The 22,875-nt window shown below is 38.6% G+C and carries 26 protein-coding genes; 24 read left to right on the forward strand and 2 right to left on the reverse strand.

Going from position 1 to position 22,875, the window contains the following annotated elements; genetic code table 11:
* Nucleotides 1–131 precede the first annotated feature (131 nt).
* The 7 genes from BK585_RS09910 to BK585_RS09940 all read left to right on the forward strand — a co-directional run bounded on the left by BK585_RS09910 (nucleotide 132) and on the right by BK585_RS09940 (nucleotide 5,113).
* Nucleotides 132–635 carry a QcrA and Rieske domain-containing protein gene (locus tag BK585_RS09910; RefSeq protein ID WP_139367534.1) on the forward strand — a complete coding sequence of 168 codons (504 nt, stop codon included), beginning with the start codon at nucleotides 132–134 and terminating at the stop codon, nucleotides 633–635.
* A gap of 14 nt (nucleotides 636–649) precedes the next feature.
* A complete protein-coding gene (gene qcrB, locus BK585_RS09915) occupies nucleotides 650–1,321 on the forward strand; it encodes a menaquinol-cytochrome c reductase cytochrome b subunit (protein ID WP_078553291.1) in 672 nt (223 codons plus the stop codon).
* Between the two features lie 32 nt (nucleotides 1,322–1,353).
* Nucleotides 1,354–2,136: a menaquinol-cytochrome c reductase cytochrome b/c subunit gene (locus BK585_RS09920; protein WP_078553292.1), complete on the forward strand. Its 783-nt coding sequence runs from the start codon at nucleotides 1,354–1,356 to the stop codon at nucleotides 2,134–2,136.
* Nucleotides 2,137–2,220: 84 nt separating this feature from the next.
* Nucleotides 2,221–2,817 (forward strand): lipoprotein heptaprenylglyceryl N-acetyltransferase LhaT, encoded by a 597-nt coding sequence (gene lhaT / locus BK585_RS09925; RefSeq protein ID WP_078553293.1) that lies wholly within the window; start codon nucleotides 2,221–2,223, stop codon nucleotides 2,815–2,817.
* 195 nt (nucleotides 2,818–3,012) lie between these two features.
* Nucleotides 3,013–3,801, forward strand: coding sequence for a sporulation protein YpjB (ypjB, locus tag BK585_RS09930; RefSeq protein WP_078553294.1), 789 nt, complete (start codon nucleotides 3,013–3,015; stop codon nucleotides 3,799–3,801).
* Nucleotides 3,802–3,895: 94 nt separating this feature from the next.
* Nucleotides 3,896–4,582, forward strand: coding sequence for a zinc metallopeptidase (locus tag BK585_RS09935; RefSeq protein ID WP_078553295.1), 687 nt, complete (start codon nucleotides 3,896–3,898; stop codon nucleotides 4,580–4,582).
* A 315-nt stretch (nucleotides 4,583–4,897) separates the two neighbouring features.
* Complete coding sequence (locus BK585_RS09940) at nucleotides 4,898–5,113, forward strand: hypothetical protein (protein WP_078553296.1); 216 nt, start codon at nucleotides 4,898–4,900, stop codon at nucleotides 5,111–5,113.
* A gap of 169 nt (nucleotides 5,114–5,282) precedes the next feature.
* On the opposite strand, the gene BK585_RS09945 is transcribed toward BK585_RS09940, so the two are convergent.
* Nucleotides 5,283–6,155 carry a YitT family protein gene (locus tag BK585_RS09945; protein ID WP_078553297.1) on the reverse strand — a complete coding sequence of 291 codons (873 nt, stop codon included), beginning with the start codon at nucleotides 6,153–6,155 and terminating at the stop codon, nucleotides 5,283–5,285.
* Nucleotides 6,156–6,228: 73 nt separating this feature from the next.
* Between BK585_RS09945 and BK585_RS09950 the strand changes: the two genes are divergently transcribed.
* The 13 genes from BK585_RS09950 to BK585_RS10010 all read left to right on the forward strand — a co-directional run bounded on the left by BK585_RS09950 (nucleotide 6,229) and on the right by BK585_RS10010 (nucleotide 19,634).
* On the forward strand, nucleotides 6,229–6,615 hold the full coding sequence (locus BK585_RS09950) for a nucleotide pyrophosphohydrolase (protein WP_078556737.1): 387 nt from the start codon (nucleotides 6,229–6,231) through the stop codon (nucleotides 6,613–6,615).
* Between the two features lie 5 nt (nucleotides 6,616–6,620).
* Complete coding sequence (gene dapB, locus BK585_RS09955; protein ID WP_078553298.1) at nucleotides 6,621–7,418, forward strand: 4-hydroxy-tetrahydrodipicolinate reductase; 798 nt, start codon at nucleotides 6,621–6,623, stop codon at nucleotides 7,416–7,418.
* A 10-nt stretch (nucleotides 7,419–7,428) separates the two neighbouring features.
* Nucleotides 7,429–7,821 carry a methylglyoxal synthase gene (mgsA, locus tag BK585_RS09960; RefSeq protein ID WP_078553299.1) on the forward strand — a complete coding sequence of 131 codons (393 nt, stop codon included), beginning with the start codon at nucleotides 7,429–7,431 and terminating at the stop codon, nucleotides 7,819–7,821.
* Nucleotides 7,822–7,831: 10 nt separating this feature from the next.
* Entirely contained in the window at nucleotides 7,832–8,959 is a 1,128-nt protein-coding gene (gene bshA, locus BK585_RS09965; protein WP_078553300.1) for an N-acetyl-alpha-D-glucosaminyl L-malate synthase BshA, read from the forward strand.
* A 15-nt stretch (nucleotides 8,960–8,974) separates the two neighbouring features.
* A complete protein-coding gene (locus BK585_RS09970; RefSeq protein ID WP_078553301.1) occupies nucleotides 8,975–10,108 on the forward strand; it encodes a CCA tRNA nucleotidyltransferase in 1,134 nt (377 codons plus the stop codon).
* Between the two features lie 3 nt (nucleotides 10,109–10,111).
* Nucleotides 10,112–11,074 carry a biotin--[acetyl-CoA-carboxylase] ligase gene (locus tag BK585_RS09975; protein WP_078553302.1) on the forward strand — a complete coding sequence of 321 codons (963 nt, stop codon included), beginning with the start codon at nucleotides 10,112–10,114 and terminating at the stop codon, nucleotides 11,072–11,074.
* A gap of 246 nt (nucleotides 11,075–11,320) precedes the next feature.
* Nucleotides 11,321–12,169: a 3-methyl-2-oxobutanoate hydroxymethyltransferase gene (panB, locus tag BK585_RS09980; RefSeq protein WP_078553303.1), complete on the forward strand. Its 849-nt coding sequence runs from the start codon at nucleotides 11,321–11,323 to the stop codon at nucleotides 12,167–12,169.
* Nucleotides 12,156–13,001, forward strand: coding sequence for a pantoate--beta-alanine ligase (gene panC / locus BK585_RS09985; protein ID WP_170885528.1), 846 nt, complete (start codon nucleotides 12,156–12,158; stop codon nucleotides 12,999–13,001). Before panB ends, panC begins: the two co-directional genes overlap by 14 nt.
* On the forward strand, nucleotides 13,001–13,384 hold the full coding sequence (gene panD, locus BK585_RS09990) for an aspartate 1-decarboxylase (RefSeq protein WP_078553305.1): 384 nt from the start codon (nucleotides 13,001–13,003) through the stop codon (nucleotides 13,382–13,384). The genes panC and panD overlap by 1 nt, the downstream gene beginning before the upstream one ends.
* A gap of 68 nt (nucleotides 13,385–13,452) precedes the next feature.
* Nucleotides 13,453–14,490: a tetratricopeptide repeat protein gene (locus BK585_RS09995; RefSeq protein WP_170885529.1), complete on the forward strand. Its 1,038-nt coding sequence runs from the start codon at nucleotides 13,453–13,455 to the stop codon at nucleotides 14,488–14,490.
* 17 nt (nucleotides 14,491–14,507) lie between these two features.
* Nucleotides 14,508–17,324, forward strand: coding sequence for an ATP-dependent DNA helicase DinG (gene dinG, locus BK585_RS10000; RefSeq protein ID WP_078553307.1), 2,817 nt, complete (start codon nucleotides 14,508–14,510; stop codon nucleotides 17,322–17,324).
* Between the two features lie 93 nt (nucleotides 17,325–17,417).
* Nucleotides 17,418–18,308: a ComEC/Rec2 family competence protein gene (locus BK585_RS10005; protein ID WP_078553308.1), complete on the forward strand. Its 891-nt coding sequence runs from the start codon at nucleotides 17,418–17,420 to the stop codon at nucleotides 18,306–18,308.
* Nucleotides 18,309–18,338: 30 nt separating this feature from the next.
* Complete coding sequence (locus tag BK585_RS10010) at nucleotides 18,339–19,634, forward strand: amidohydrolase (protein WP_078553309.1); 1,296 nt, start codon at nucleotides 18,339–18,341, stop codon at nucleotides 19,632–19,634.
* A gap of 52 nt (nucleotides 19,635–19,686) precedes the next feature.
* On the opposite strand, the gene BK585_RS23995 is transcribed toward BK585_RS10010, so the two are convergent.
* A complete protein-coding gene (locus BK585_RS23995; RefSeq protein ID WP_170885530.1) occupies nucleotides 19,687–19,839 on the reverse strand; it encodes a hypothetical protein in 153 nt (50 codons plus the stop codon).
* A gap of 119 nt (nucleotides 19,840–19,958) precedes the next feature.
* On the opposite strand from BK585_RS23995, the gene BK585_RS10015 reads away from it, so the two are divergent.
* The 4 genes from BK585_RS10015 (at nucleotide 19,959) to BK585_RS10030 (ending at nucleotide 22,840) form a co-directional block, all read left to right on the forward strand.
* Nucleotides 19,959–20,129 (forward strand): YpmA family protein, encoded by a 171-nt coding sequence (locus BK585_RS10015; RefSeq protein ID WP_078553310.1) that lies wholly within the window; start codon nucleotides 19,959–19,961, stop codon nucleotides 20,127–20,129.
* 6 nt (nucleotides 20,130–20,135) lie between these two features.
* Nucleotides 20,136–20,618 carry a cell wall elongation regulator TseB-like domain-containing protein gene (locus BK585_RS10020; protein WP_078553311.1) on the forward strand — a complete coding sequence of 161 codons (483 nt, stop codon included), beginning with the start codon at nucleotides 20,136–20,138 and terminating at the stop codon, nucleotides 20,616–20,618.
* 67 nt (nucleotides 20,619–20,685) lie between these two features.
* The gene (gene asnS / locus BK585_RS10025; protein WP_078553312.1) at nucleotides 20,686–21,978 is read left to right on the forward strand and encodes an asparagine--tRNA ligase; all 1,293 of its coding nucleotides are present in this window, start codon (nucleotides 20,686–20,688) and stop codon (nucleotides 21,976–21,978) included.
* Nucleotides 21,979–22,144: 166 nt separating this feature from the next.
* Nucleotides 22,145–22,840: a DnaD domain-containing protein gene (locus tag BK585_RS10030; RefSeq protein WP_078553313.1), complete on the forward strand. Its 696-nt coding sequence runs from the start codon at nucleotides 22,145–22,147 to the stop codon at nucleotides 22,838–22,840.
* The last annotated feature ends 35 nt before the right edge of the window (nucleotides 22,841–22,875 follow it).

Below are 22,875 nucleotides of genomic sequence, written 5' to 3' on the forward strand. Positions count from 1 at the left end.
CGAGCTTATACTTTAAGTGTTCAAAACATTGACACACAATCTATAGTTAGGCTATCATATGTATGTCCTAGTATATAATGTGTGAAAAATGTCCGTATGGACGTAACTTACAACGTAGGGGGGGAAAGAGAGTGAGTGAGAAAGACCATAAAGTATCAAGACGACAATTCCTTACTTACACGTTGACCGGTGTTGGAGGCTTCATGGCTGCGAGTATGATTATGCCAATGGCTCGTTTTGCTTTAGATCCTGCTTTAAAAGTGGGCGAAGAAAGTGATATGGTTCCGATTTCATTAAAAGCTGATGAAGTCACAGAAGAACCACAACGTGTGAATTTTGAATTTGAACAAGTAGATGCGTGGTATACGTCAGATGTGACTCGATCTGCATGGGTATTTAAAACAGGAAACGAAATAATTGCGTTATCTCCTGTATGTACTCATTTAGGCTGTACAGTTGACTGGAATACAAACCCAGATTATCAAAATCAATTTTTCTGCCCATGTCATTTCGGTCGCTTTGAATTAGATGGAACAAACGTTGCAGGAACACCACCAACCGAACCACTTCATAAGTACGACCTTGAGGTTCGTGATGGAACAATTTATTTAGGAAGACCAAGACCACAAGTATAGGAGGGGCGTAATCGATGTTACAGAGAATCTATGATTGGGTTGATGAGCGTCTAGATATTACGCCTATGTGGCGAGATATTGCAGACCATGAAGTGCCAGAGCATGTTAACCCGGCCCACCACTTTTCAGCATTTGTTTATTGCTTCGGTGGATTAACATTTTTCGTTACGGTAATTCAAATTTTATCTGGTATGTTTTTAACAATGTACTATGTTCCAGATATTATTAACGCATATCAATCTGTTGCTTATTTACAAAATGAAGTTGCCTTTGGTGTCATTGTACGTGGAATGCATCACTGGGGCGCTAGTTTAGTTATCGTAATGATGTTTTTACATACGTTACGTGTATTCTTTACCGGTTCATACAAAAAACCTCGTGAATTAAACTGGGTAGTTGGCGTACTTATTTTCTTTGTTATGTTAGGCCTAGGTTTCACAGGATATTTATTACCATGGGATATGAAAGCTTACTTCGCAACAGTAGTAGGTCTTCAAATCGCAGAAAGTGTACCGGTAGTCGGTGGCTTTGCGAAAACACTATTAGCAGGTGGAGAAGTAATTGGGGCATCAACGTTAGCGCGTTTCTTTGCTATCCATGTATTCTTCCTACCAGGTGCTCTACTAGGTTTATTAGGAGCTCACTTTTATATGATTCGTAAACAAGGGATTTCAGGTCCATTGTAAGAGGAAGACAGACGTAAAAAGGAGGGAAATCGATGCATCGTGGAAAAGGAATGAAGTTTGTTGGTGACTCACGTGTAGTAGCACCTGAGTACCGCAAAAAGCAAAACATTCCCAAGGACTATTCAGAGTATCCTGGGAAAACAGAAGCGTTTTGGCCAAACTTCCTTTTAAAAGAATGGATGGTAGGTGCAGTGTTTTTAATGGGCTATCTTTGTTTAACGATTGCTCATCCGGCACCACTTGAGAGAATGGCAGACCCAACAGACGCTGGGTATATTCCATTGCCAGACTGGTACTTCCTATTCATGTATCAGTTATTGAAATATCCGTATGCAGCTGGGGATTATACTGTTTTAGGAACGGTTGTTATGCCTGGGTTAGCATTTGGAGCATTAATGTTAGCACCATGGTTAGACAGAGGACCTGAACGACGTCCTACGAAACGACCAATCGCTTCAGGATTAATGTTATTAGCAGTTATTGCAACGATTTACCTTACATGGGAATCAGTTGACCAGCATGACTGGGAAGCAGCAGCACAACAAGGGGCAATCATTGAACATGAAATTGACCAAGATGCGCAAGGATACGAAATCTATGCGGCACAGTCTTGTATCGGTTGTCATGGTAATCAAATGGAAGGTGGTTCTGCAGGCTATGCCCTAGTGGAAACCGGCCTATCAGTTGAAGAAATTAAGGAAATTGTAATAAACGGTCGTGGAGCAATGCCAGGTGGTATGTTTGATGGTACGGAAGAAGAGCTTGAAATTTTAGCTCAGTATATTGCAAACGATGGTAACGACTCAGAACAATAAACATGATAAGGGGGGTGACGCAACAGGCTTTAGCTTTTGCGTCACTCTTTTTTAGTAAACTTTCGTAGGCTAAGGAGATAGAATATGGTTGGTTTTTTTCAATTTTTCTCAAAGCGTTGGATATTACTCAGTTTGTTTCTCATTAACTTAGGTGGGACGATTTATGGGTACATATGGTATAAAGGACAACTAGCTTCGACACCGTCTCAATTTTTGCTGTTTGTACCTGATAGTCCAACAGCTAGTTTATTCTTTTTATTTGTATTGCTTGCTTTCTTACAACGGAAGAACTGGCCCCTTCTTGAAGCCTTTGCAGCAGTCACGTTACTTAAGTACGGACTTTGGGCGGTTGCCATGAACATTGGGGCAGGGGTTACGGGAGCGACTCTAAATTGGCAAAATTACATGCTTATTTTCTCTCATTTAGGAATGGCTCTTCAAGCTATACTTTACGCCCCTTTTTATCGAATTAAGCCTTGGCACTTGGTCATTGTTAGCATTTGGGTAATACATAACGAAATGATTGATTATATTTATGGGATGCATCCTTGGGTGTCGTGGTCGTTAATGCCATACATCGACCATATTGGTTATTTTACATTTTGGTTAAGTTTATTTTCAATTGGGGTTGTTTATGTTTTTGGTGTTCAAAAAGGCAGATTTACGCTTGAAATCAAGTGATAAGTTACGAATATGTAACGAAGCCACTGAAAAAGTACAAAACAACTTTTTCAGTGGTTTTTATTATGGTTGTAATGGCTCCACTCGTTGCGCGCCTGCTCAGAGAAACCCACTCATATGTAACTTGTCCTTTTTTTTTGGTCTACTCTTGTCCCAACGGTCATACGATAGAGTAGAAGATAAGGAGGGACAAATATGCGGAACTTTGCAATACTTGCCATTTTACTAGTAATATTAACTTTTCCCACTATAAGTCTAGCAGACCATGGATTTGATAAAAATAAATGGAATGAGTTAAACGAACTATCTGATAAAGTACTGCAACTTATAAAACAAGAGAAGTACGGGGAAGCCAAGCAAGTGTTAGAGTATTTTTCTGAGCAATTTTTAACAATTCATTATGATGAGGCCAATGTAACGATGAAAGATCTTAGAGTAGTCACAAGCTCGTTCGATGAAGCCTTTGCTGCGGTGACAAGTGCGTCTATGACCCATGAAGAGAGGATATTAAAAGTTACAGAATTTAGGCTTGCCATTGATGCTTTATCTACAGATAATCGGCCGCTTTGGAAAAACTCTCAAAAATCAATCTACCAAGCAATAGACGGTGTGAAAGAAGCAGTAGCAGGTGAAAGTAATCAAGAGCTACAACACCGAATCAATCATTTTCTTCGTCTTTATCAAATGATTCGTCCTGCTCTTATGTTGGACTTAGAAGGATATGAGTTTCAACGATTAGAATCATACATTACCTTTCTTGAACGATACCGTCATGAGATGATTGGTGATGAGAGCAAGCAGGTTCAATTACTCGGTTTAGAGAAAGAACTTAAGTATGTTTATGAAGGTATTAGAGAAGATAGTGCGGATCCTTCATTGCTATGGGTTATGTTTACTATCGGTGGAATGATAATCGTTTCCCTTTCTTATGTAGGATGGAAAAAGTACCGTGCAGAAAAGAAAAAGGTAAAACTAAAACAATAGATATAAAGACGGACAAACCAAGTAATTCAATTGACTTTACTTGGTTTGTTCTATTAGAATATAGATATAAATACACATCGAGGTGAGAAGAGACATGAGTTTAGGGATGTACCTGATTTATTTTGCCGTAATTCTTATTATCCCACTTTGGGCCCAAAGTAAAGTGAAAAGCGCGTATAAAAAGTATTCTAGAGTTGCAGCGTCTCACGGGATGACAGGTGCACAAGTAGCACGAAAAATATTAGATGATAATGGTTTATATGATGTATCAATTGAGCCTATCAAAGGACAACTAACGGACCATTATGACCCACGAGCAAAGGCCGTTCGCTTATCAGAACATAATTTCTATGGAACGTCTGTAGCAGGTGCAGCAGTGGCTGCTCATGAGGTTGGCCATGCGATTCAAGATGCAGAGGAATATGCGTTTTTACGATTCCGCCATGCGTTAGTGCCTATCGCTAACTTTGGTTCGAATTTCTCGTTTATCGTTTTAATTGCGGGTATGCTATTATACGCATCTAACTTAATCCTTTTAGGGATTATTATGATGGCTGGGGCGGTTGTGTTCCAATTAGTCACATTACCAGTTGAGTTTAATGCTTCAAGTCGAGCGATGCATCAAATGGTGTCAACTGGAATTATAAGAAACCATGAGGAACGAGAAACAAGAAAAGTTCTTGATGCTGCAGCATTAACATATGTAGCTGCCGCATTAGTTGCTGTTTTAGAACTTCTTCGTTTTGTCCTTATTTATATCGGTATGAGTAACGACGATTAATAAAGAGTAAAAAGCGAGCAGATGCCTTCAAGGCGGTGCTCGTTTTTTTAGTAGGAGGAGGATGGAAGCAAGAAGGGGTAACAAAAGTTTTTTTTGACTTTTGTCTCGGCTTCTTACGGACACAGAAGCCCTTATTATCGCTAAAAGACGTTATATTTGCATGTTTTCAATAAAATAAGGTACCTGATGTCCTATACAACCCAAAATACTGAAAATCTTATGAAATAAGGCATCTCCTGTCCGTTGAAGAAGAAATAACTTGTTTTGGAATATCATTTGAACTTCGAGGGAAAATGAGAAGTGAGGTGATTGGTGATGAAACGATATTGGTTAGTTACAGAAGGTGGGCAATATGCGGTCTATGATTCCAAAGAAAAAACGATAACAAATTGGGTCGACCAGCAAGAAGGAAGTGTAGAAGAAATCATTATGGATATTCGCAACACCCAAGAACGTCACGATGAAGAAATTGGTGACGTGGAAGATAGGAATGGAATACCTGTGATACAAGTCGTTGGCGAGATGGATTAAAGCCAAAAACCCAAAAGGAAACCCGCCTTTTAGTCAATGAAGTAGGGCGATGGCTCCGGCGCTGCACGACCTGATGAAAAAGGCACTCATCAGGTCTTAAGAGAAGGCAGCGCCTGCGCACATCGCATAGCAGAAATCCCAAAAGGAAATCCGCCTTTTGGGATTTCTGCTACTTTTCGATTGGTTTTTTGTTTTCGTCGTGGGTGAAGCCTTCTCCGATAACGTCTTGGACGTCGTTGACGGTGACAAACGCAAAGGGGTCTATGCGTTCGACGACTCCTTTTAAGCGGATTAGTTCATTTCGACCGACAACGCAATAGAGTACTTCTTTTTCAGCTCCTGTAAAGCTTCCTTTTCCTTTTAAGATTGTTGCACCGCGCTCCATTTCGGTAGTAATGGCTTGAGCAATGAGAGGGACTTGGTCTGAAATGATGAAGGCGGCTTTGGCGGAATAGGCGCCTTGTTGGATCAAGTCGATAACTTTAGCGGCAATAAAAACAGCAAGTAATGTATACATCGCTTCTCGATAATTTAAATATAAGAGAGAGGATGCAATAACAACAGCATCGAACATAAACATCGTTTTTCCCATGCTCCATCCGATGTACTTAAATCCCAATTTGGCAATGATGTCTACTCCGCCTGTTGTTCCGCCATATTTAAAGACAATTCCTAATCCAGAACCAATAAAGACACCAGCAAATAAAGCAGCTAAGGTCAAATCATCATGCAATGGAAGTGATATGACAGGATACCTTTGAAATATCCATAAAAACACAGAAACACTGACTGTTCCAATGATTGTGTAAATAAAGGTGTGCCGTCCTAATATATACCACCCCACAAAGAAAAGAGGAATGTTAAGCAATAAATTCGTAACCGCCGGGTCAAATGAGAACATAAAGTATAAAATAAGGGTAATGCCGGTAAATCCACCATCAGCAAGATTGTTTTCCATATTAAAATAGACTAATCCAAACGACAGGATTGCCGATCCAAGTAGAATAAACAATATATTTTTTATTTTTATTTGATATTTCAAGATGTTCCCCTCCTCAAATCACTGCATTCACATTATAATAGATTAGAAAATGATGGGCAAATTACTTAAATATTTGTCAAATTGTCACGAATTAGCTAACATGGAGAGGGGTGATGAAGTGTCTGATAAAAAGTTATCTGAAATGCAACAAGAAGTGGACGAATACATAAGTCAGTTTAAGGAAGGCTATTTTAGTCCGCTTGCCATGTTAGCAAGAATGACTGAGGAACTTGGGGAGCTAGCTCGTGAGGTAAATCACTATTATGGGGAAAAGCCTAAAAAGACCTCGGAAGAAGAGCGTACGATGGAGCAAGAGATGGGAGACCTTCTATTTGTTCTGATATGTTTTGCTAATTCCTTAGACATTGATTTAGAAGAAGCTTTTGATTTAGTGATGACTAAATTTAAGACCCGTGATAAAGATAGATGGACTAAAATAAAGGAAACTGGAGTTGAATAGACAAGATGAGTATTAAGATTGTAATTGCAGGTGCAAGAGGAAAAATGGGTAGCGAGGCGGTAAAAATGGTACTTGAGACAGACCATTTTGAGCTTGTTGCTGTCGTTGACACAAAGAATGATGGAAAAACATTATTAGATATCGAGGACCAACCAGATGTGAAAGTGCCGATTTTTGTAGATATTGAGGCTTGTTTTAATGAATTTAAACCAGATGTTTTAATTGATTTAACGACGCCAAAGGTTGGAAAACAACATATGGAAATTGCATTTTCTCATCAAGTGAGACCTGTGGTTGGAACGACTGGTTTTACAGAAGAAGACATTACAGAGCTTCGGGAACGTGCAGAAGCACAAAGAATTGGAGCAATCATTGCACCAAATTTTGCAATTGGAGCTATTTTGATGATGAAGTTTGCTCAGGTTGCTGCAAAGTACTTACCGGATGTTGAAATCATTGAGAAACATCATGACAATAAATTAGATGCTCCATCAGGGACTGCAGTGAAAACGGCACAGCTTATTAGTGAAGTCCGTGAAGCAAAACAACAAGGGCATCCTGAGGAAAAAGAAGACATTGCTGGTGCTAGAGGAGCAAACTATGAAGGAATGAGAATTCATAGTATGCGTCTACCAGGACTTGTTGCTCACCAAGAAGTTGTATTTGGTGGTGTAGGTCAAACATTATCGATCAAACATGACTCGCTTCATCGTTCATCTTTTATGCCTGGTATCCGTTTAGCGGTGGAAACAGTAATGAAAATTGATACGTTAATTTATGGATTAGAAAATATAATTGAGTAGGTGGACACATATGAAAATTGCTTTTATTGCTCACGATAAGAAGAAAGATGAGATGGTTACTTTTACAATGGCATATAAACATTTATTCGAAGGGCACGAACTATATGCTACAGGAACGACAGGACAACGAATTATGGATGCGACTGGTTTAACGATTACTCGCTTTCGTTCGGGCCCTCTTGGGGGAGACCAGCAAATTGGTGCCCTTGTAGCTGAAAATGAATTTGATTTGATTATTTTTTTACGAGATCCATTAACAGCACAACCACATGAACCTGATATTGCGGCATTGATTCGTCTTTGTGATGTGCAGAACATTCCGTTAGCAACAAATATGGGTACGGCTGAAATATTAGTTAGAGGATTAGCACGTGGAGATTTAAATTGGAGAAACATCGTATAGGAGATTTGTTATGACATTAAAAATCGGTATCAGCTGTTATCCTTCGGTTGGAGGGTCAGGGGTTATTGCAACGGAACTTGGGAAATTCCTTGCAGAAAAAGGCCATGAAGTACACTTTATCACATCAAGCATGCCGTTTCGGCTCGATCGTGCGTATCCTAATTTATATTATCATGAAGTAGAAGTAAACCAATATTCGGTGTTTAAATACCCACCATATGACTTGTCGTTGGCTAGTAAAATGGCAGAAATTATATTGAGAGAAGGGCTTGATATCCTTCATGTTCATTATGCTGTTCCACATGCGATATGTGCTTATTTGGCCAAGCAAATGGTCGGTGGAAATATTAACATTGTTACGACGCTACACGGAACGGATATATCTGTGCTTGGATATGATCCTTCCCTTAGTGAAATCATTCGTTTTGGCATAGAACAGTCTGATGTTGTTACAGCTGTCTCAAATGATTTAGTGAAAGAAACAAAAGAGCTATTACAAATTTCAAAGCCAATTGATACAGTATATAATTTTATTGATGAACGAATTTATTATAAGCGTCCTGAGAACGGTTTGCGAAAGCATTATTACATAGAAGAAGATGAAAAAGTAATCGTTCACATTTCAAACTTTCGTGCTGTTAAACGTGTAACAGATATCGTTCGCAGCTTTGCAAAGGTCAATGAAACGGTTAAATCAAAGTTGATATTAATTGGTGATGGCCCTGAAACGACGGTGGCTTGTCGTCTTGCAAAAGAGTTAGGAATTAAAGACCGTGTCTTATTTTTAGGAAATCAAAAACATGTGGCTGAAATATTATCAATGAGTGATCTCATGTTTTTATTATCTGAAAAAGAAAGTTTTGGTCTTTCTGCACTAGAGGCACTGGCTTGTGGAGTTCCTGTAATTGGAACAAGAGTTGGAGGAATTCCTGAGGTCATAGAGGACGGAAAATCAGGTTTTATTTGCGAACTTGGCAATATAGATGAAATTGCTGAGAAAGCGATAACGATTTTAACAAATGATAAGTTACATCAAGAAATGTCAGACTATGCTCAACTTAGAGTTAGAGATTTCTTTAGTTCTACTCAAATTGTCGAGCAATATGAAGGGATTTATAAAAATACACTAGCAAAATGATTGAAGGCGAGTGCGATGGACGAACGGTTTTCAGATGGAATCGATATTATAACGAAGCTTAAACAACATGGCTTTGAGGCTTATTTTGTCGGAGGATGCGTAAGGGATTATTTACTCAATCGAAAAATCGATGATATAGATATAACAACCTCCGCACGACCTGAACAAATCAAAGAGGTATTTCCAAAAACAATACATGTTGGACAAGCGCATTCAACGGTAATTGTAAAGCAAAACCAGCAACTATTCGAAGTTTCTACGTTTCGAGGAAACGATAAAGTCATTGGTACTTCCTTAGATGAAGACTTACTGCATCGAGATTTTACAATGAATGCATTGGCTATGACGGTGGGGTTGAATATAATAGACCCTCATGATTGGCAAGAAGATGTGGATAAAAAGCAGATACGTGGCTGTGGTCAAGCGGCAGAACGTTTTAAAGAGGATCCGCTTCGAATGCTGCGCGCTGTTCGTTTTGTGGCTCAACTTGGTTTTTCAATAGAGTCAAACACGTGGAAAGATCTTCAGTTCCATAAAAACCTTCTATTGACAGTAGCTTCAGAGCGGTTGTCAAAAGAAATAGATAAACTACTAGAAGGGCCATTTTGTGTAATAGCCTGGCCTCTTCTTTCTGTGTTGCCACTGGACTTTATCGAGAAGATGGAACCAATTTTAAAACAACCATTGTACCTAGAAACAACGCTAGAAGAAAAATGGGCATTACTTTCGATTTCTCATGAGAAACAAGTCCAACCTTTTTTACTTTCTTATCAAAAAAGTCAAAGCTTCACGAGGGCTTGTGGAATCTTAGTAGACGGCTATCGAAAAAGAGCAGCAGATGGTTGGTCTAATCGACTCCTCTATGACTTAGGTAACACCAAAAGTCTTGAGGTTGAAAGAATCTATCGACTTCTTCAGCCTAATGCTCCTTATGAAGCTAATGATGAAATTCAGAAGCAGTATGATAAACTACCAATCCATACACGTCAACAATTAGACTTTAATCCGAGAACTCTCCTTGAGCAATCAAAGAGGCCCGCTGGACCATGGATTGAACAATCCCTCCGTAACATCGAGGATGCTGTCTTAGAGAAAATCATTGCAAATGAAGAAACGTCAATATTGCAGTGGTTGCAGAAAGAAGGGTAGGATGTGAAAGCAAAGTTATTAGAACTACTTGAATCAGAACAGTTTGTGTCTGGAGAAAAAATTAGTGTTGAATTAGGATGTTCGCGGACAGCTGTTTGGAAGCATATTGAAGAACTTCGGAAAAACGGATATGAAGTTGAAGCGGTTCCTCGTAAAGGATATCGTATTATCTCTAGACCAAATACGATAAGTCCACACGAAATAAAAATGAATTTAAAAACAAAAGCGATTGGCCAAGAAATTAGTTATTATAAAACGACGTCATCGACACAAGAAATTGCCCATCGTCTTGCACAAGAAGGCGCAGTGGAAGGTCATGTCGTGATTGCAGATGAACAAACAAAAGGCAAAGGAAGAATGGGGCGAGAGTGGCATTCACCCCATGGTTCTAGCATCTCGTTAAGCATCATTCTCCGACCAAAGATTCCGCCACAAAAAGCACCGCAGCTCACATTACTCGCGGCTGTCAGTGTCGTCCGTGGGATAAAACAAACGACAGGCATTGACTGTGATATTAAGTGGCCAAATGATTTGTTGATCAATGGTAAAAAGGTCGTTGGGATTCTAACTGAAATGCAATCAGAACCTGATTATATCCATTCTGTAATCATTGGTATCGGAATAAACGTGAATCATCAAGAAAAGCATTTTTCACCTGATATAAAAGAGATTGCCACGTCGTTGGCGATAGAAAAGAAAGAAGAAATCAGTCGAGCTACATTGCTTCGCCATATTTTTTCAGAACTTGAAATCTTATACGAGGATTATATTGAACACGGTTTTACAACAGTAAAATCGTTGTGGGAATGTCATGCAATTAGTCTTGGAAAACGAATAAAAGCAAGAACAATGACAGGAACCCTTAGTGGCGTGGCTAAAGGGATTACAGATGAGGGTGTTTTATTATTAGAGGATGATGATGGCGTAGTTCATCATATCTATTCCGCTGATATTGATATTTCCTAAAAAGTGTTTTAAATATAGTTGTTTCTCTGCTATACTTTTGTTGGGTAGGATCTTACATAGACCTACACCTTGTTGACGGATAATAATAACAAAAAAGGTTCTGCCTTGATCCAAAGTGGACTAGGACAGAGGGATGAATTAAACCGAATGATGATGTACAAATCCCTTCTTTCCTTTTGTGAAAGAAGGTTTCTTTATGCTAATCGACCGGTTTAGTTATTTCCTCTTAAAAAAGGAGGAAAAACAGTGAAAACAGTGATTACCTTTAAAAAAATGAAAGAAAACAAAGAAAAAATTGCAATGATTACGGCCTATGATGCACCTGGAGCAAGACTTGTAGAAAAAGCAGGCGCAGACATGATTTTAGTCGGAGACTCTCTAGGAATGGTTGTGCTTGGCTATGATTCAACAATTCCTGTTACGTTAGACGATATGATTCTTCATACAAAAGCAGTGAAACGAGGTGCCCCGGATACTTTTATCGTAACGGATATGCCTTTTTTAACATACCATAGTTCTTTATCTGAAACGATGAACAATGCCCGAAAACTCATGCAAGAAGCAGGAGCACACGCTGTAAAACTCGAAGGAAATGGTGGCGTGATTGAGTCTATCGCTCAGCTTACGAATGCAGGAGTTCCTGTTGTTGCTCATCTAGGATTAACGCCTCAATCAGTAGGTGTTGTAGGTGGATATAAAGTTCAAGGGAAAGATGCAGAAAGTGCTAGACAATTAATAGCTGATGCGATCGCGGTTGAGGAAGCGGGAGCCATTGCTCTTGTTTTAGAATGTGTGCCCAAGCAAATTGGAGAACGAATTAGCCAACAGCTAACGATCCCAGTTATCGGAATTGGTGCAGGCGTGAACACAGATGGTCAAGTTCTTGTCTACCACGATGTAATTGGATATGGCAGCCAAGTTGGCCCAAAATTTGTGAAGCAATATGTGAATGTAGCTACTCAAATTGAAGATGCCATTACGCAATATGTCGAAGAAGTAAAGGGCTCTCTTTTCCCTGAGGAGAAGCATACGTTTACAATGAAAGAAGAACAATTGGCTCATTTATATGGAGGAAACTCTCGTGAAGATAGTTGAAACGATTCTTGAATTACAACAACAAATACCAAATGGAAAAACGGTAGGCTTTGTTCCAACCATGGGGTTTCTCCATGAGGGGCACCTTAGCCTCGTTCAACAAGCGAAAAAAGAATGTGACCTTGTGGTCATGAGTATTTTTGTTAATCCATTGCAATTTGGGCCGAATGAGGATTTTGACCGTTATCCACGAAATTTTGAAAGAGACTGTTTGCTCGCTGAACAAGAAGGAGTGGACTTTTTGTTTTACCCAACTGTAAAGGAAATGTACCCAGTACAACCTGCGTTGACCGTGAAAGTCCATGAAGGTGTCGATGTTTTATGTGGAAAAAGTCGACCAGGTCATTTTGATGGTGTAGCCACTGTTGTGTTAAAGTTACTTCAAATTGTTTCTCCAGAACGAGCGTATTTTGGTTTGAAGGATGCTCAACAAGTCGCTGCCATTGAAAAGTTAATTCGTGATTTCCATTTGCGTGTCACTCTAGTTGGATGTCCTACATTGCGAGAGCATGATGGACTAGCAAAAAGCTCAAGGAATGTGAATCTCACTCGTTCTGAAAGAGAAAATGCTTCAAATTTATATCAAAGTTTACTTTTAGGGAAACAAGTGGTAGAGGCTGGGGAATATCGTAGCCAAAAAGTTTTATCGGTTATAGAAGAATTTGTTCGCAAAAATGTGACGGGAACGGTTGACTATATTGAAGTTTTGTCCTATCCTGAATTAGGTGAAATTGAACACCTATCAGGAAGGTGCATCCTTGCCATTGCTGTTCAATATTCAAAGGCAAGACTGATTGATAACATTATCCTGGACGTAAAGGGGGAATTCTGATGTATCGTACTATGATGAAAGCAAAGATTCATCGTGCCCGTGTAACGGAAGCTAATTTGAACTATGTTGGGAGTATTACAATCGACCAAGATATTATGGAAGAAGTCGATATTCTTGAAAATGAAAAAGTTCAAATTGTAAATAATAACAATGGTCAACGCTTTGAAACCTATGTTATTGCTGGTCCAAGAGGAAGTGGAGTCTTCTGTTTGAATGGTGCCGCAGCAAGACTTGTCCATGTAGATGATGTTATTATTGTCATTTCTTATGCGATGATTCATCAATCGGATGTTGGTGCCCATCAGCCAAAAGTGGCGATTATGGATGAAAACAATAAAATTGTTGAAATGTTAGGGACAGAGCCAGCTTCTACCGTCCGTTAAATTGTATATTCCCCTTCATTTAGATGAAAACTGAGCAATACAGACATCTTATGAGAGGGGGTTTTTTTATGGAATCGTCTTTCAACACCGTAAATAGTCTATATTCCTATTTGAAAAACAATTGGCAGCTTATTTCAGAGAAAGAACGAAAGAGCTATGTGGAATCTCTTGAAAAAGCAAGCGAATCCTTGTTGGATAACTGGGTAGAAATCGATGAAAAAATCAACACCCTTAAAGAGCAATTATCTGAGTTTGAAGGGGAAGAGCCATATACGTCGAAAGGAACATCGTTTTTTGAATTAAATATGTTTGAGGAAGCTAGTCGAGAATTTGAAAATGAACTTAAGAGTGTAAAGACACCGATTGTTAGATTGTATTTAGCGTATTCATATCTCTACTCAGAAGACCTTGAAAAGTCGAAGGAGATGTTCATATATCTGATTCATAGTGAAGAAAAAGCAATTTATAAACATTTTGCTTATGTTGGACTTGGTTGTTTAGCTGTTCAACAAGAACAAAATGAAGAGGCGATTGTTCACTTTGAAAAAGCATTAACACTTACCAAGAATGTAGATGTCGTGTATAATTTAGGAATGTGTCATTATATGGAGCAAAGGCCACAATTGGCAATTCCGTATTTTGAACAAGTTCTTACATCTCTACCAGAAGATGGCGAGAGTTATTACTTTTTAGGAAAATGCCATTTTGAAAACAATCAATTTCAACTAGCATACAACTCATGGTTAACCGCCTTGCAAGTTGTTGAGACAAGAGAACTACTTTTTACCCTTGCATTTGATTTTGAGTGGATTGGCCTACATTCAATGGCGATTCACTGTTATAAACGATTACAGGCTTTAGGCTATGACGATGATACAATCATTCATGGGCTTGCCTGGAACTATGGATTATTGGATGACCGCGAAAAAGCGAAAGAACTGTTTCTACCTCTTCTTGCTCAATCGAACGATAAAAATATTATCCTCTCTTTTGTATGGTTACTCAGTACATGGGGAGAAGAGAAACAATATGAAAGTATCATGGAGAAGGCTAGAAGTGAAGTGGATACACATCCTTTATTTCAGAAGATTAAACATCTCCACTAAATACACCCATTGAGGTGATGAAATTGAAACAACGCTTTGTTGTCATTGATCTTGAAACGACCGGACAAACTCCTGGCAATGACCGTATCATACAAATTGGTGCGGTCTTACTTGAGGATGGTGAAATTACAGAGCGCTTTACGACATTTGTGAATCCTGAAATACCAATCCCATCTTTCATTTACCATCTAACTGGGATCACAGATGAAATGGTTCAGCGAGCGCCTACTTTTGAACAGGTCGTACCTGAGTTATTACCAATGCTTGAAAATGCATTTTTTGTAGCTCATAATGTTACGTTTGATCTTTCATTTTTACATAAAGAAATTGAAGAAGCGGGTTATAAACCTTTTACAGGACCAACTATCGATACTGTAGAACTCGCACGTTTGTTGCTGCCACAAGAGCAAGGGTATAAGTTAGTTCAGCTTGCTGAAATGCTTGATATCGACCATGAACGCCCTCACCAAGCTGATAGTGATGCTGAGGTCACAGCTCAATTGTTACTGGATTTGCTCACTAAACTTGAAAAGCTTCCGTATGAGACACTGAGACAACTTCAGAAAATTACAAATCTGCTGAAATCAGATATCGACCTTTTACTCGACCCAATCCTACGAGTGAAGGAAACAACCATACAAAAAGATGACCAGAAATTTGATATTTACAGAGAGATTGCAATAAAAAAAAGAAAACACCAAAAGAGAGAGCTTTTGGAAGAGTCTGTTTTATTCAAACAATACAAAAAAGAGTTGTTACAGTCTGATGGCACAATAGCCGCAAACCTTCCACATTATGAAATTAGGAAGGGACAAGAGCAAATGATGGACACGGTAGACGAAGCTTTTCAAGAGTATCGTCATGCCTTAATTGAAGCTGGAACCGGAACAGGCAAGTCATTAGGTTATTTATTACCTTCGTTGTTTTATGCCAAAAACAGTGGAAAACCAGTGATGATTAGTACACAGACAATACCCCTTCAAGAACAGCTTCTAGAACGCGATATCCCGTTGTTAAAAAAAGCGGTGACGTTCCCGTTTCAAGCTACTGTTTTAAAAGGAAGAAACCATTATTTATGCTTACGGAAATTTGAGCAAAGAATTGCCCGAAATATACATGATGAAAACTATGATACGATCTTGACTTTGGGACAACTTCTTGTATGGATAACAGAAACAGACACAGGCGATGTTGAAGAACTAAATTTATCTTCGGGTGGAAAAGCGTTGTGGAGCGAAGTTAAAAGTGATACGGCGACGTGTCTAGGGAACCAATGTCCTTGGTTTTCACGTTGCTATTATCAAACAGCTAGAAAAAATGCACAACAAGCTGACCTTGTTATCACAAACCACGCTTTATTATTTACTGATTTAGTATCGGAACATGCATTGTTACCGAATTATTCTCATGTTGTCATTGATGAAGCGCATCATTTAGAAGAAGTCGCTAGTGAATATTTAGGGGAACAAAGTGATTATTTGCGGTTTTCATTTTTATGGAACCGATTAGGCACGCTAGATTCCAAAGGTTTACTAAGCTCTATTGAAACGATGCTGTCAGAATATGAACTAGAGCTTCCAGCAAATACATTTAAACTGATCCAAGAGAAAAGTGAGTTAGCTAAACTAGAAATTGATGAACTATTCCGTATGCTACGATCCATGTTAGAAAAGAAAAAGCAACTCGGTTTAACAGAAATAGGCCGAATGAGCTATCGCTATAAAGCAAATACAGAAGATTGGTCGATTTTACAAGAGGTGTTGCTTCGTGTTGACATGTATGTTCACGATGTGTATGTCTCCGGTCTGAAAATAAGTAAACCTCTCGATAAAATAAAAGACGGACTACTGCTAGCAGAGCGCGGTCTTCTTGTAGATTTTAAAAATATATTAAAATCTTTAGTCGAAGAGGCAGAAAAGTTGGGAAGACTTTTGCTCGAATATGATCCAAATCTTGTGTATTGGATGGAAGCTGATGAAAGAGCGGCACGGAATGCGACGTTCTTATATAGTAAACCGATTGATATTAGTGAACTTCTGGCTGACCAATTTTTCATGAAAAAGAAAAGTGTCATATTAACATCAGCGACATTGACGGTTAGGCAGTCTTTTTCATATGTGATTAAACAATTAGGACTTGAGGATTTTGGGCCTGTTACTGTTTCAATTCGTTCGCCGTTTGAGTATGAAACAAAAACTAAGCTGTTAATTCCTACCGATGTTCCCGAAATTAATAAAGGAAGTACTAAAGCATTTACAGAAGATATTGTCACTAAGATAATTGATATTTCCATTATTACTGAAGGCAGAATGCTAATTTTGTTCACTTCTTATGAAATGCTAAGAGATGTCTACTATCAAATAAAAGCAGAAATGGAGGAACATGAATTTTTGCTAATTGCTCAAGGTATCTTTAGTGGTAGTCGAGCTAAACTGCTGAAGACATTTAAGCAACACAAAAATGCTATTTTATTCGGTACGAGTAGCTTTTGGGAAGGCATTGATATTCCTGGTGAGGACTTAAGTTGCTTAGTAATTGTTCGGCTACCTTTTTCACCTCCAGACGAACCTGTAATCCAAGCGAGATCAGAAAAGCTAAGAGAAGAAGGGAAAAATCCGTTTATGGATATGGCTTTGCCTCAAGCAGTTCTTCGCTTTAAACAAGGGTTTGGTCGGTTAATTCGAACTCAAAATGACCGAGGGATTGTTGTTGTTTTTGATAAGAGAATCATTACAACTCGGTATGGTTCATCTTTTATTCAATCGTTACCTGCTGTTCCTGTATATAAACAACCAATGCATGAACTTTTAAATGTAATAGAAGATTGGTTGTAAAAGAGTGCCCATGTGCATGCTAAAATTCCGTTCATAACTTCAATCAAATTGTCGTAAACTAACAGAAGAGATAAATGAGGGGAGATTATTTACATGCGCATGGTGCTCTTGGGACTAGCATGCTTTTTTGGTATGCTATTGTTTGGTTGTTCGACAGTAGAAGTAAGTAGTTCGATTAAAGAAGATTTACATTTTGAAGTTGATTTAAATTTAAAAAAGGATGAAATTGCTTTTACATATTTTGATTTACCGAGTGGGGAAGCTACACTGATTCAATCTGGTTCAGGAGGAACAGTTTTAATCGGGACTGGAGCTCGTTCTTCACAAATTGAATTAGCTAAGAGATTACATATGTTTCATGTTGATGAATTAAACACGGTTATCTTAGTGAATGATGATGACCCTTATAGTGGAAATATTGATTGGCTTGTTAGTCATTACCCCATTGAAACAATTGTGGTCCCACCAACATTGAAATCTGTAATCGCAAACAAATATCAAATCCCAGTGGATAAATTGATGACATGGGAAGTTGGAAAACAAAAGGATATTTTGCCATCTCTTCAAACTGAAGTGCTATATACAGGAGAGCAAGACTATGATGATTTCTCTTCTTTTGTGTTATCTTTTACATATGGTCAATTTAAAACATTATATATGGGAGTAGCTAATGAAAAAGTCGAGGAAAAGCTTTTGAATGACTATGCGTTAAAGTCAGCTGTCTTAAAAGTGGCTGATTTCGCTAGTGAACGCGGGACAACACAACCATTTTTAAATGAAGTTGATCCCCAAGTCGCAATTGTTTTCCAAAGAGAGGGTCAGCTCCCAAGCGAATATGTACTTGACCGCCTGCAGGAAACGTGGATTGATATTTATCAAACGAATAAAATGGGAACGGTTTCGATTCGTTCTACATTAGAGAATTATGAAATTATGACGGTTCATGCGAATGAGGAGGAGTTCCCTTCTATTATATCGAAGTAGAAGGAAGACCCAAGAGTTAGGAGTATTTTTATGCATGTGTATTATAATGGGGTTATTGTAACCTTAAATGAGGAAAACGAAGTATTAGAGCAAGGATATTTCATTGTCAATGATGTGGGAATTTTTGAAACGGTGGCGGCTGGGTCACCCCCTTTGAACCTTCCACATTCAACCTATACCGATTTAAAAGGAAAATGGATTATTCCAGGACTAGTAAATACACATTCTCATACCGGAATGTCTTTATTGCGGGGGATATCAGATGATTTGCCACTTCAACGATGGTTGCAAGAAAAAATGTGGCCGATGGAAGGGAAATTCACTAAAGAAAGTGTAATGGCTGGCAGTAGATTAGCTATGGTTGAAATGGTAAAATCGGGTACAACGACATTTTTAGATATGTATCATCTTCACATGGATGACATTGCAAATCAAGTCGTTGATGCAGGAATGCGAGCTGTCATTACAAGAGGAATGATTGGGTTATGCCCCGAAAATGAGCAGCAAAAAAAACTTAAAGAAGCTACCTCACTGGCTATGAACTGGAATGGTGCTGGAGAAGGTCGCATTAAGGCGATGCTGTCACCACATGCTTTATATACATGTCCACCTGCATTTATTGAAACTATAGTAAGTAAGGCGGAACAACATGACCTACCGCTACATATTCATATGTCTGAAACGGCGTTTGAAGTGGCTGAGCATGAGCAAAAGTATGGAAAAAGGCCTGTGCATCATTTACAAGAACTTGGTTTTTTTAGAAATCATGCTCTTGTGGCTCATGCCGTCCACATTAATTCAGAGGAAATAGCCATTTTACAAGAAAATAACGTATATGTCTCTCACAACCCGATAAGTAACTTAAAGCTAGGTTCGGGTATAGCTCCGATACAGACAATGCTAGAAAAAGGTGTATCTGTTTCTGTTGGTACAGATAGCGTCGCCTCTAATAATAATTTTGATTTGTTTCAAGAATTACGCACGGCAGTTCTTATTCAAAAAGGAATTAAACAAGACGCAACAGCTCTTCCTGTTGATATTGCTTTAAAAATGGCGACAGTCGAAGGCGCAAAAGCACTTGGATTTTCTCAGATTGGGTCAATCCAGGAGGGCATGGATGCTGATTTTATTACGTTACATCACGAGGCAGCTCACCTGCAACCAGCTAAACATGTGCTTTCTCATCTTGTTTATGCGGCCAGTGGTGCGGATGTAGTGGATGTCTTTGTAAAAGGGAAACAGCTTGTCAAAGATAAAGAATGTATCACTTTAGATGAGGAGAAGATTGTTGCAGAGGCTAATCTTGAATTTTCAAGACTACAATAAAAAATGAATCCTGTGTGGGCAGGATTCATTCATGGAGGTGTGGGCAGAGAAGTTATTTTTGTTGCAAAAATGACGGAAATAGCGTTTGTCTTACATTACATGTTAATGTCTTTTCCATGGTTGATCGATGGGTAGATGAAAGAGCGAACCATTTCTTTTGTTGTTGATACAAGTCAGCAGTTGATTGTGAGTCTATGTGAGTCACGCTCATAACCTCCTCTTTCGTTTGAGCGTTAGTCATAGTATGGCTCAATGAATTCGGAGTATGACTAGTAAAACTTGAGTAGTAAGGAAGAACTTGAACTATATATGGAGGAATATTGTATGGAACCAAAAATGGCGGTATTATCAACAGTTACACTAGAAAAGTCGGCTGAGTTATATAAAGTCGTCGATGCGTTAAATCGAACATTAAAGGGTGATGATTTAATGTTTGGGTTAGCCTTAGATCAAAAGGATTCAACTAAGATGGTATTTACCATCTATCGGACATAAACAATCATGAAAAAATGGATTTTATTAGTAGTTCTTCTTTTGTTTGTTATTGGAAGTGCCACCGCGGTTTATTATTACCAAACAATCCGTTCACCATTACTAGAAGAGAAAGAAAAAATCACCCAATTTGTGTTAGCTAATGGTGCAGTAACATCAATCTCTAGTATCAACTTTTATCATGGTACAGAGGCGTATTATGTTATTGAAGGTCAAAATGCAGAAAATGAATCATTGATTGTATGGGTTAGTGAAGACCTTCAATCCGTAATTACGAGAAAAGCAGAAGATGGCTGGTCTAAAGAGCAGGTTACCGATTTTGCCATTCAAGAACTACAACCGGCTAAATTAATCTCTATCCGATTAGGGATGGAACAAGAGCTCCCGGTTTATGAAATTACGTATATAAACGAAGATGACCGCCTTGCTTATTATTACATCACATTTAGAGACGGTACGTATATACAGCAATATAGCTTACGACGTGAATAACAGGCTGCATTGCATCTACTTTTTAACAAATGTATAATGTTGGTATTCTTCGTCTGGAGGGAATAATGTGAAAACAACGATATCAAAAGTAGGAAATTTTGTTGGACAAGAAGTGACCATGGGGGCTTGGATTGCCAATAAACGTTCTAGTGGAAAAATTGCTTTTTTGCAATTGCGTGATGGTACTGGTTTTATCCAAGGTGTTGTTATAAAAGCAGAAGTAGCAGAGGAGATTTTTCTAAAAGCTAAAAATATTACGCAAGAATCATCTCTTTATGTGACGGGGACGGTACGTGAAGATGATAGAGCACCATCAGGGTATGAGCTAACAGTAACTGATGTTGATATCATTCATGAAGCTACAGATTATCCGATTACACCAAAAGAACACGGTACAGAGTTTTTAATGGACCATCGTCATTTATGGTTACGTTCTAAACGTCAACATGCCACAATGAAAATAAGAAACGAGATCATTCGTGCCACTTATGAGTTTTTTAATCAAGAAGGCTTCGTGAAAATCGACCCACCAATTTTAACGGGCAGTGCCCCAGAAGGAACAACTGAATTATTTCATACAAAGTACTTTGATGAAGATGCTTATCTTTCTCAAAGTGGTCAATTATACATGGAAGCTGCGGCAATGGCGTTTGGTAAGGTTTTTTCCTTTGGACCAACATTTCGCGCGGAAAAATCAAAAACGCGACGACATCTCATTGAGTTTTGGATGATTGAACCAGAAATGGCGTTTTATCAGTTTAATGACAATCTTCAAGTTCAAGAACAATATGTATCTCACATTGTCCAAGCGGTTTTAAACAACTGTAGCTTAGAGTTGAAAACGCTTGAACGTGACCTTTCTAAATTAACGCAAATTAAAGCGCCTTTCCCAAGGATTACATATAAAGATGCAATTGCTTTTTTGCATGAACAAGGATTTACAGACATCAAGTGGGGAGATGATTTTGGCTCTCCGCACGAAACAGCTATTGCTAATAGCTATGAAAAGCCTGTTTTTATTACGCATTGGCCAACGTCATTAAAACCGTTTTACATGCAGCCTGACGAGAATAATCCTGATGTCGTCCTTTGTGCTGACTTAATTGCTCCAGAAGGATATGGTGAAATTATTGGTGGTTCAGAACGAATACATGATGCCTCATTGCTCGAACAACGAATGAAAGAACATGGGCTACAACAAGAAGCATATGAATGGTACTTACATCTCCGTCAATATGGTTCAGTACCACACTCAGGATTTGGTTTAGGTTTAGAGCGAACTGTTGCTTGGTTAAGCGGCTCTGAACATGTTCGTGAAACGATTCCTTTTCCACGGTTATTAAATCGGTTATACCCATAAACTAAGGTGAGTATTTCATTATTTAGCTTGTCGACTATGCCGTTATCTTTAAGGCTTAGCGGCAAGTTTTTCTGTCTTTCAGACTACATTCCCTTGTCGAATTCCCTAATTATTTGTCATGAAGGAAAGTGATTTACGTGATATAATAAAGGGTGAGGTGTTCAAGATGAGTAAACAATTAATGATTGAATGGATGTCAGCTGGACAAGTTTCAGTTCCAAAATTGCTGTTGAAGCACTATACCGAAATTGGACTGAATGAAGAAGAGCTCGTCTTATTAATTCATGTATATACATGTTTAGAAGAAGGCTATGGTTTCCCAACTCCTGAAGATTTATCGCAACGGATGACTCATAGTTCTTTAGATTGTTCTAAAATGCTCCGTCAATTAGTTAAAAGAGGCTATTTGCGGTTAGAGGAGTTAAACGACAGCGATGGTGTGTTTTCTGAGTGTTATTCACTAGAACCTTTATGGGAACAGCTTGTCTATTTATTTTCAAAACGGGAAGAAAAAGCAGAAGAGAATAGAAAACAAGACGAAGAGATTAACATTTATATGATATATGAACAAGAATTCAGTCGACCACTTTCTCCGATGGAGGGTGAAACGTTATCAATGTGGCTTGACCAAGATAACCACAGTCCGCAGCTTATCGTTGCTGCTTTAAGAGAAGCTGTTGTATCTGGAAAATTAAATTTTCGCTACATTGACCGGATTTTGTTTGAATGGCAAAAAAACAATATAAAAACAGTTCAGGAAGCAAAAGCATATGGGGAGAAGTTTCGTAAAACTCAAGCCAAACCAAGAGGGAATACCAATCAAGCCGAAGCGTTCCCAACATACAACTGGCTAGAGAAATAATTGAGCGTCCCAAAGGGTTGTATCCTTTTGGGACG

Source organism: Bacillus alkalicellulosilyticus, from assembly GCF_002019795.1.
Lineage (GTDB): Bacteria > Bacillota > Bacilli > Bacillales > Bacillaceae_F > Bacillus_AO > Bacillus_AO alkalicellulosilyticum.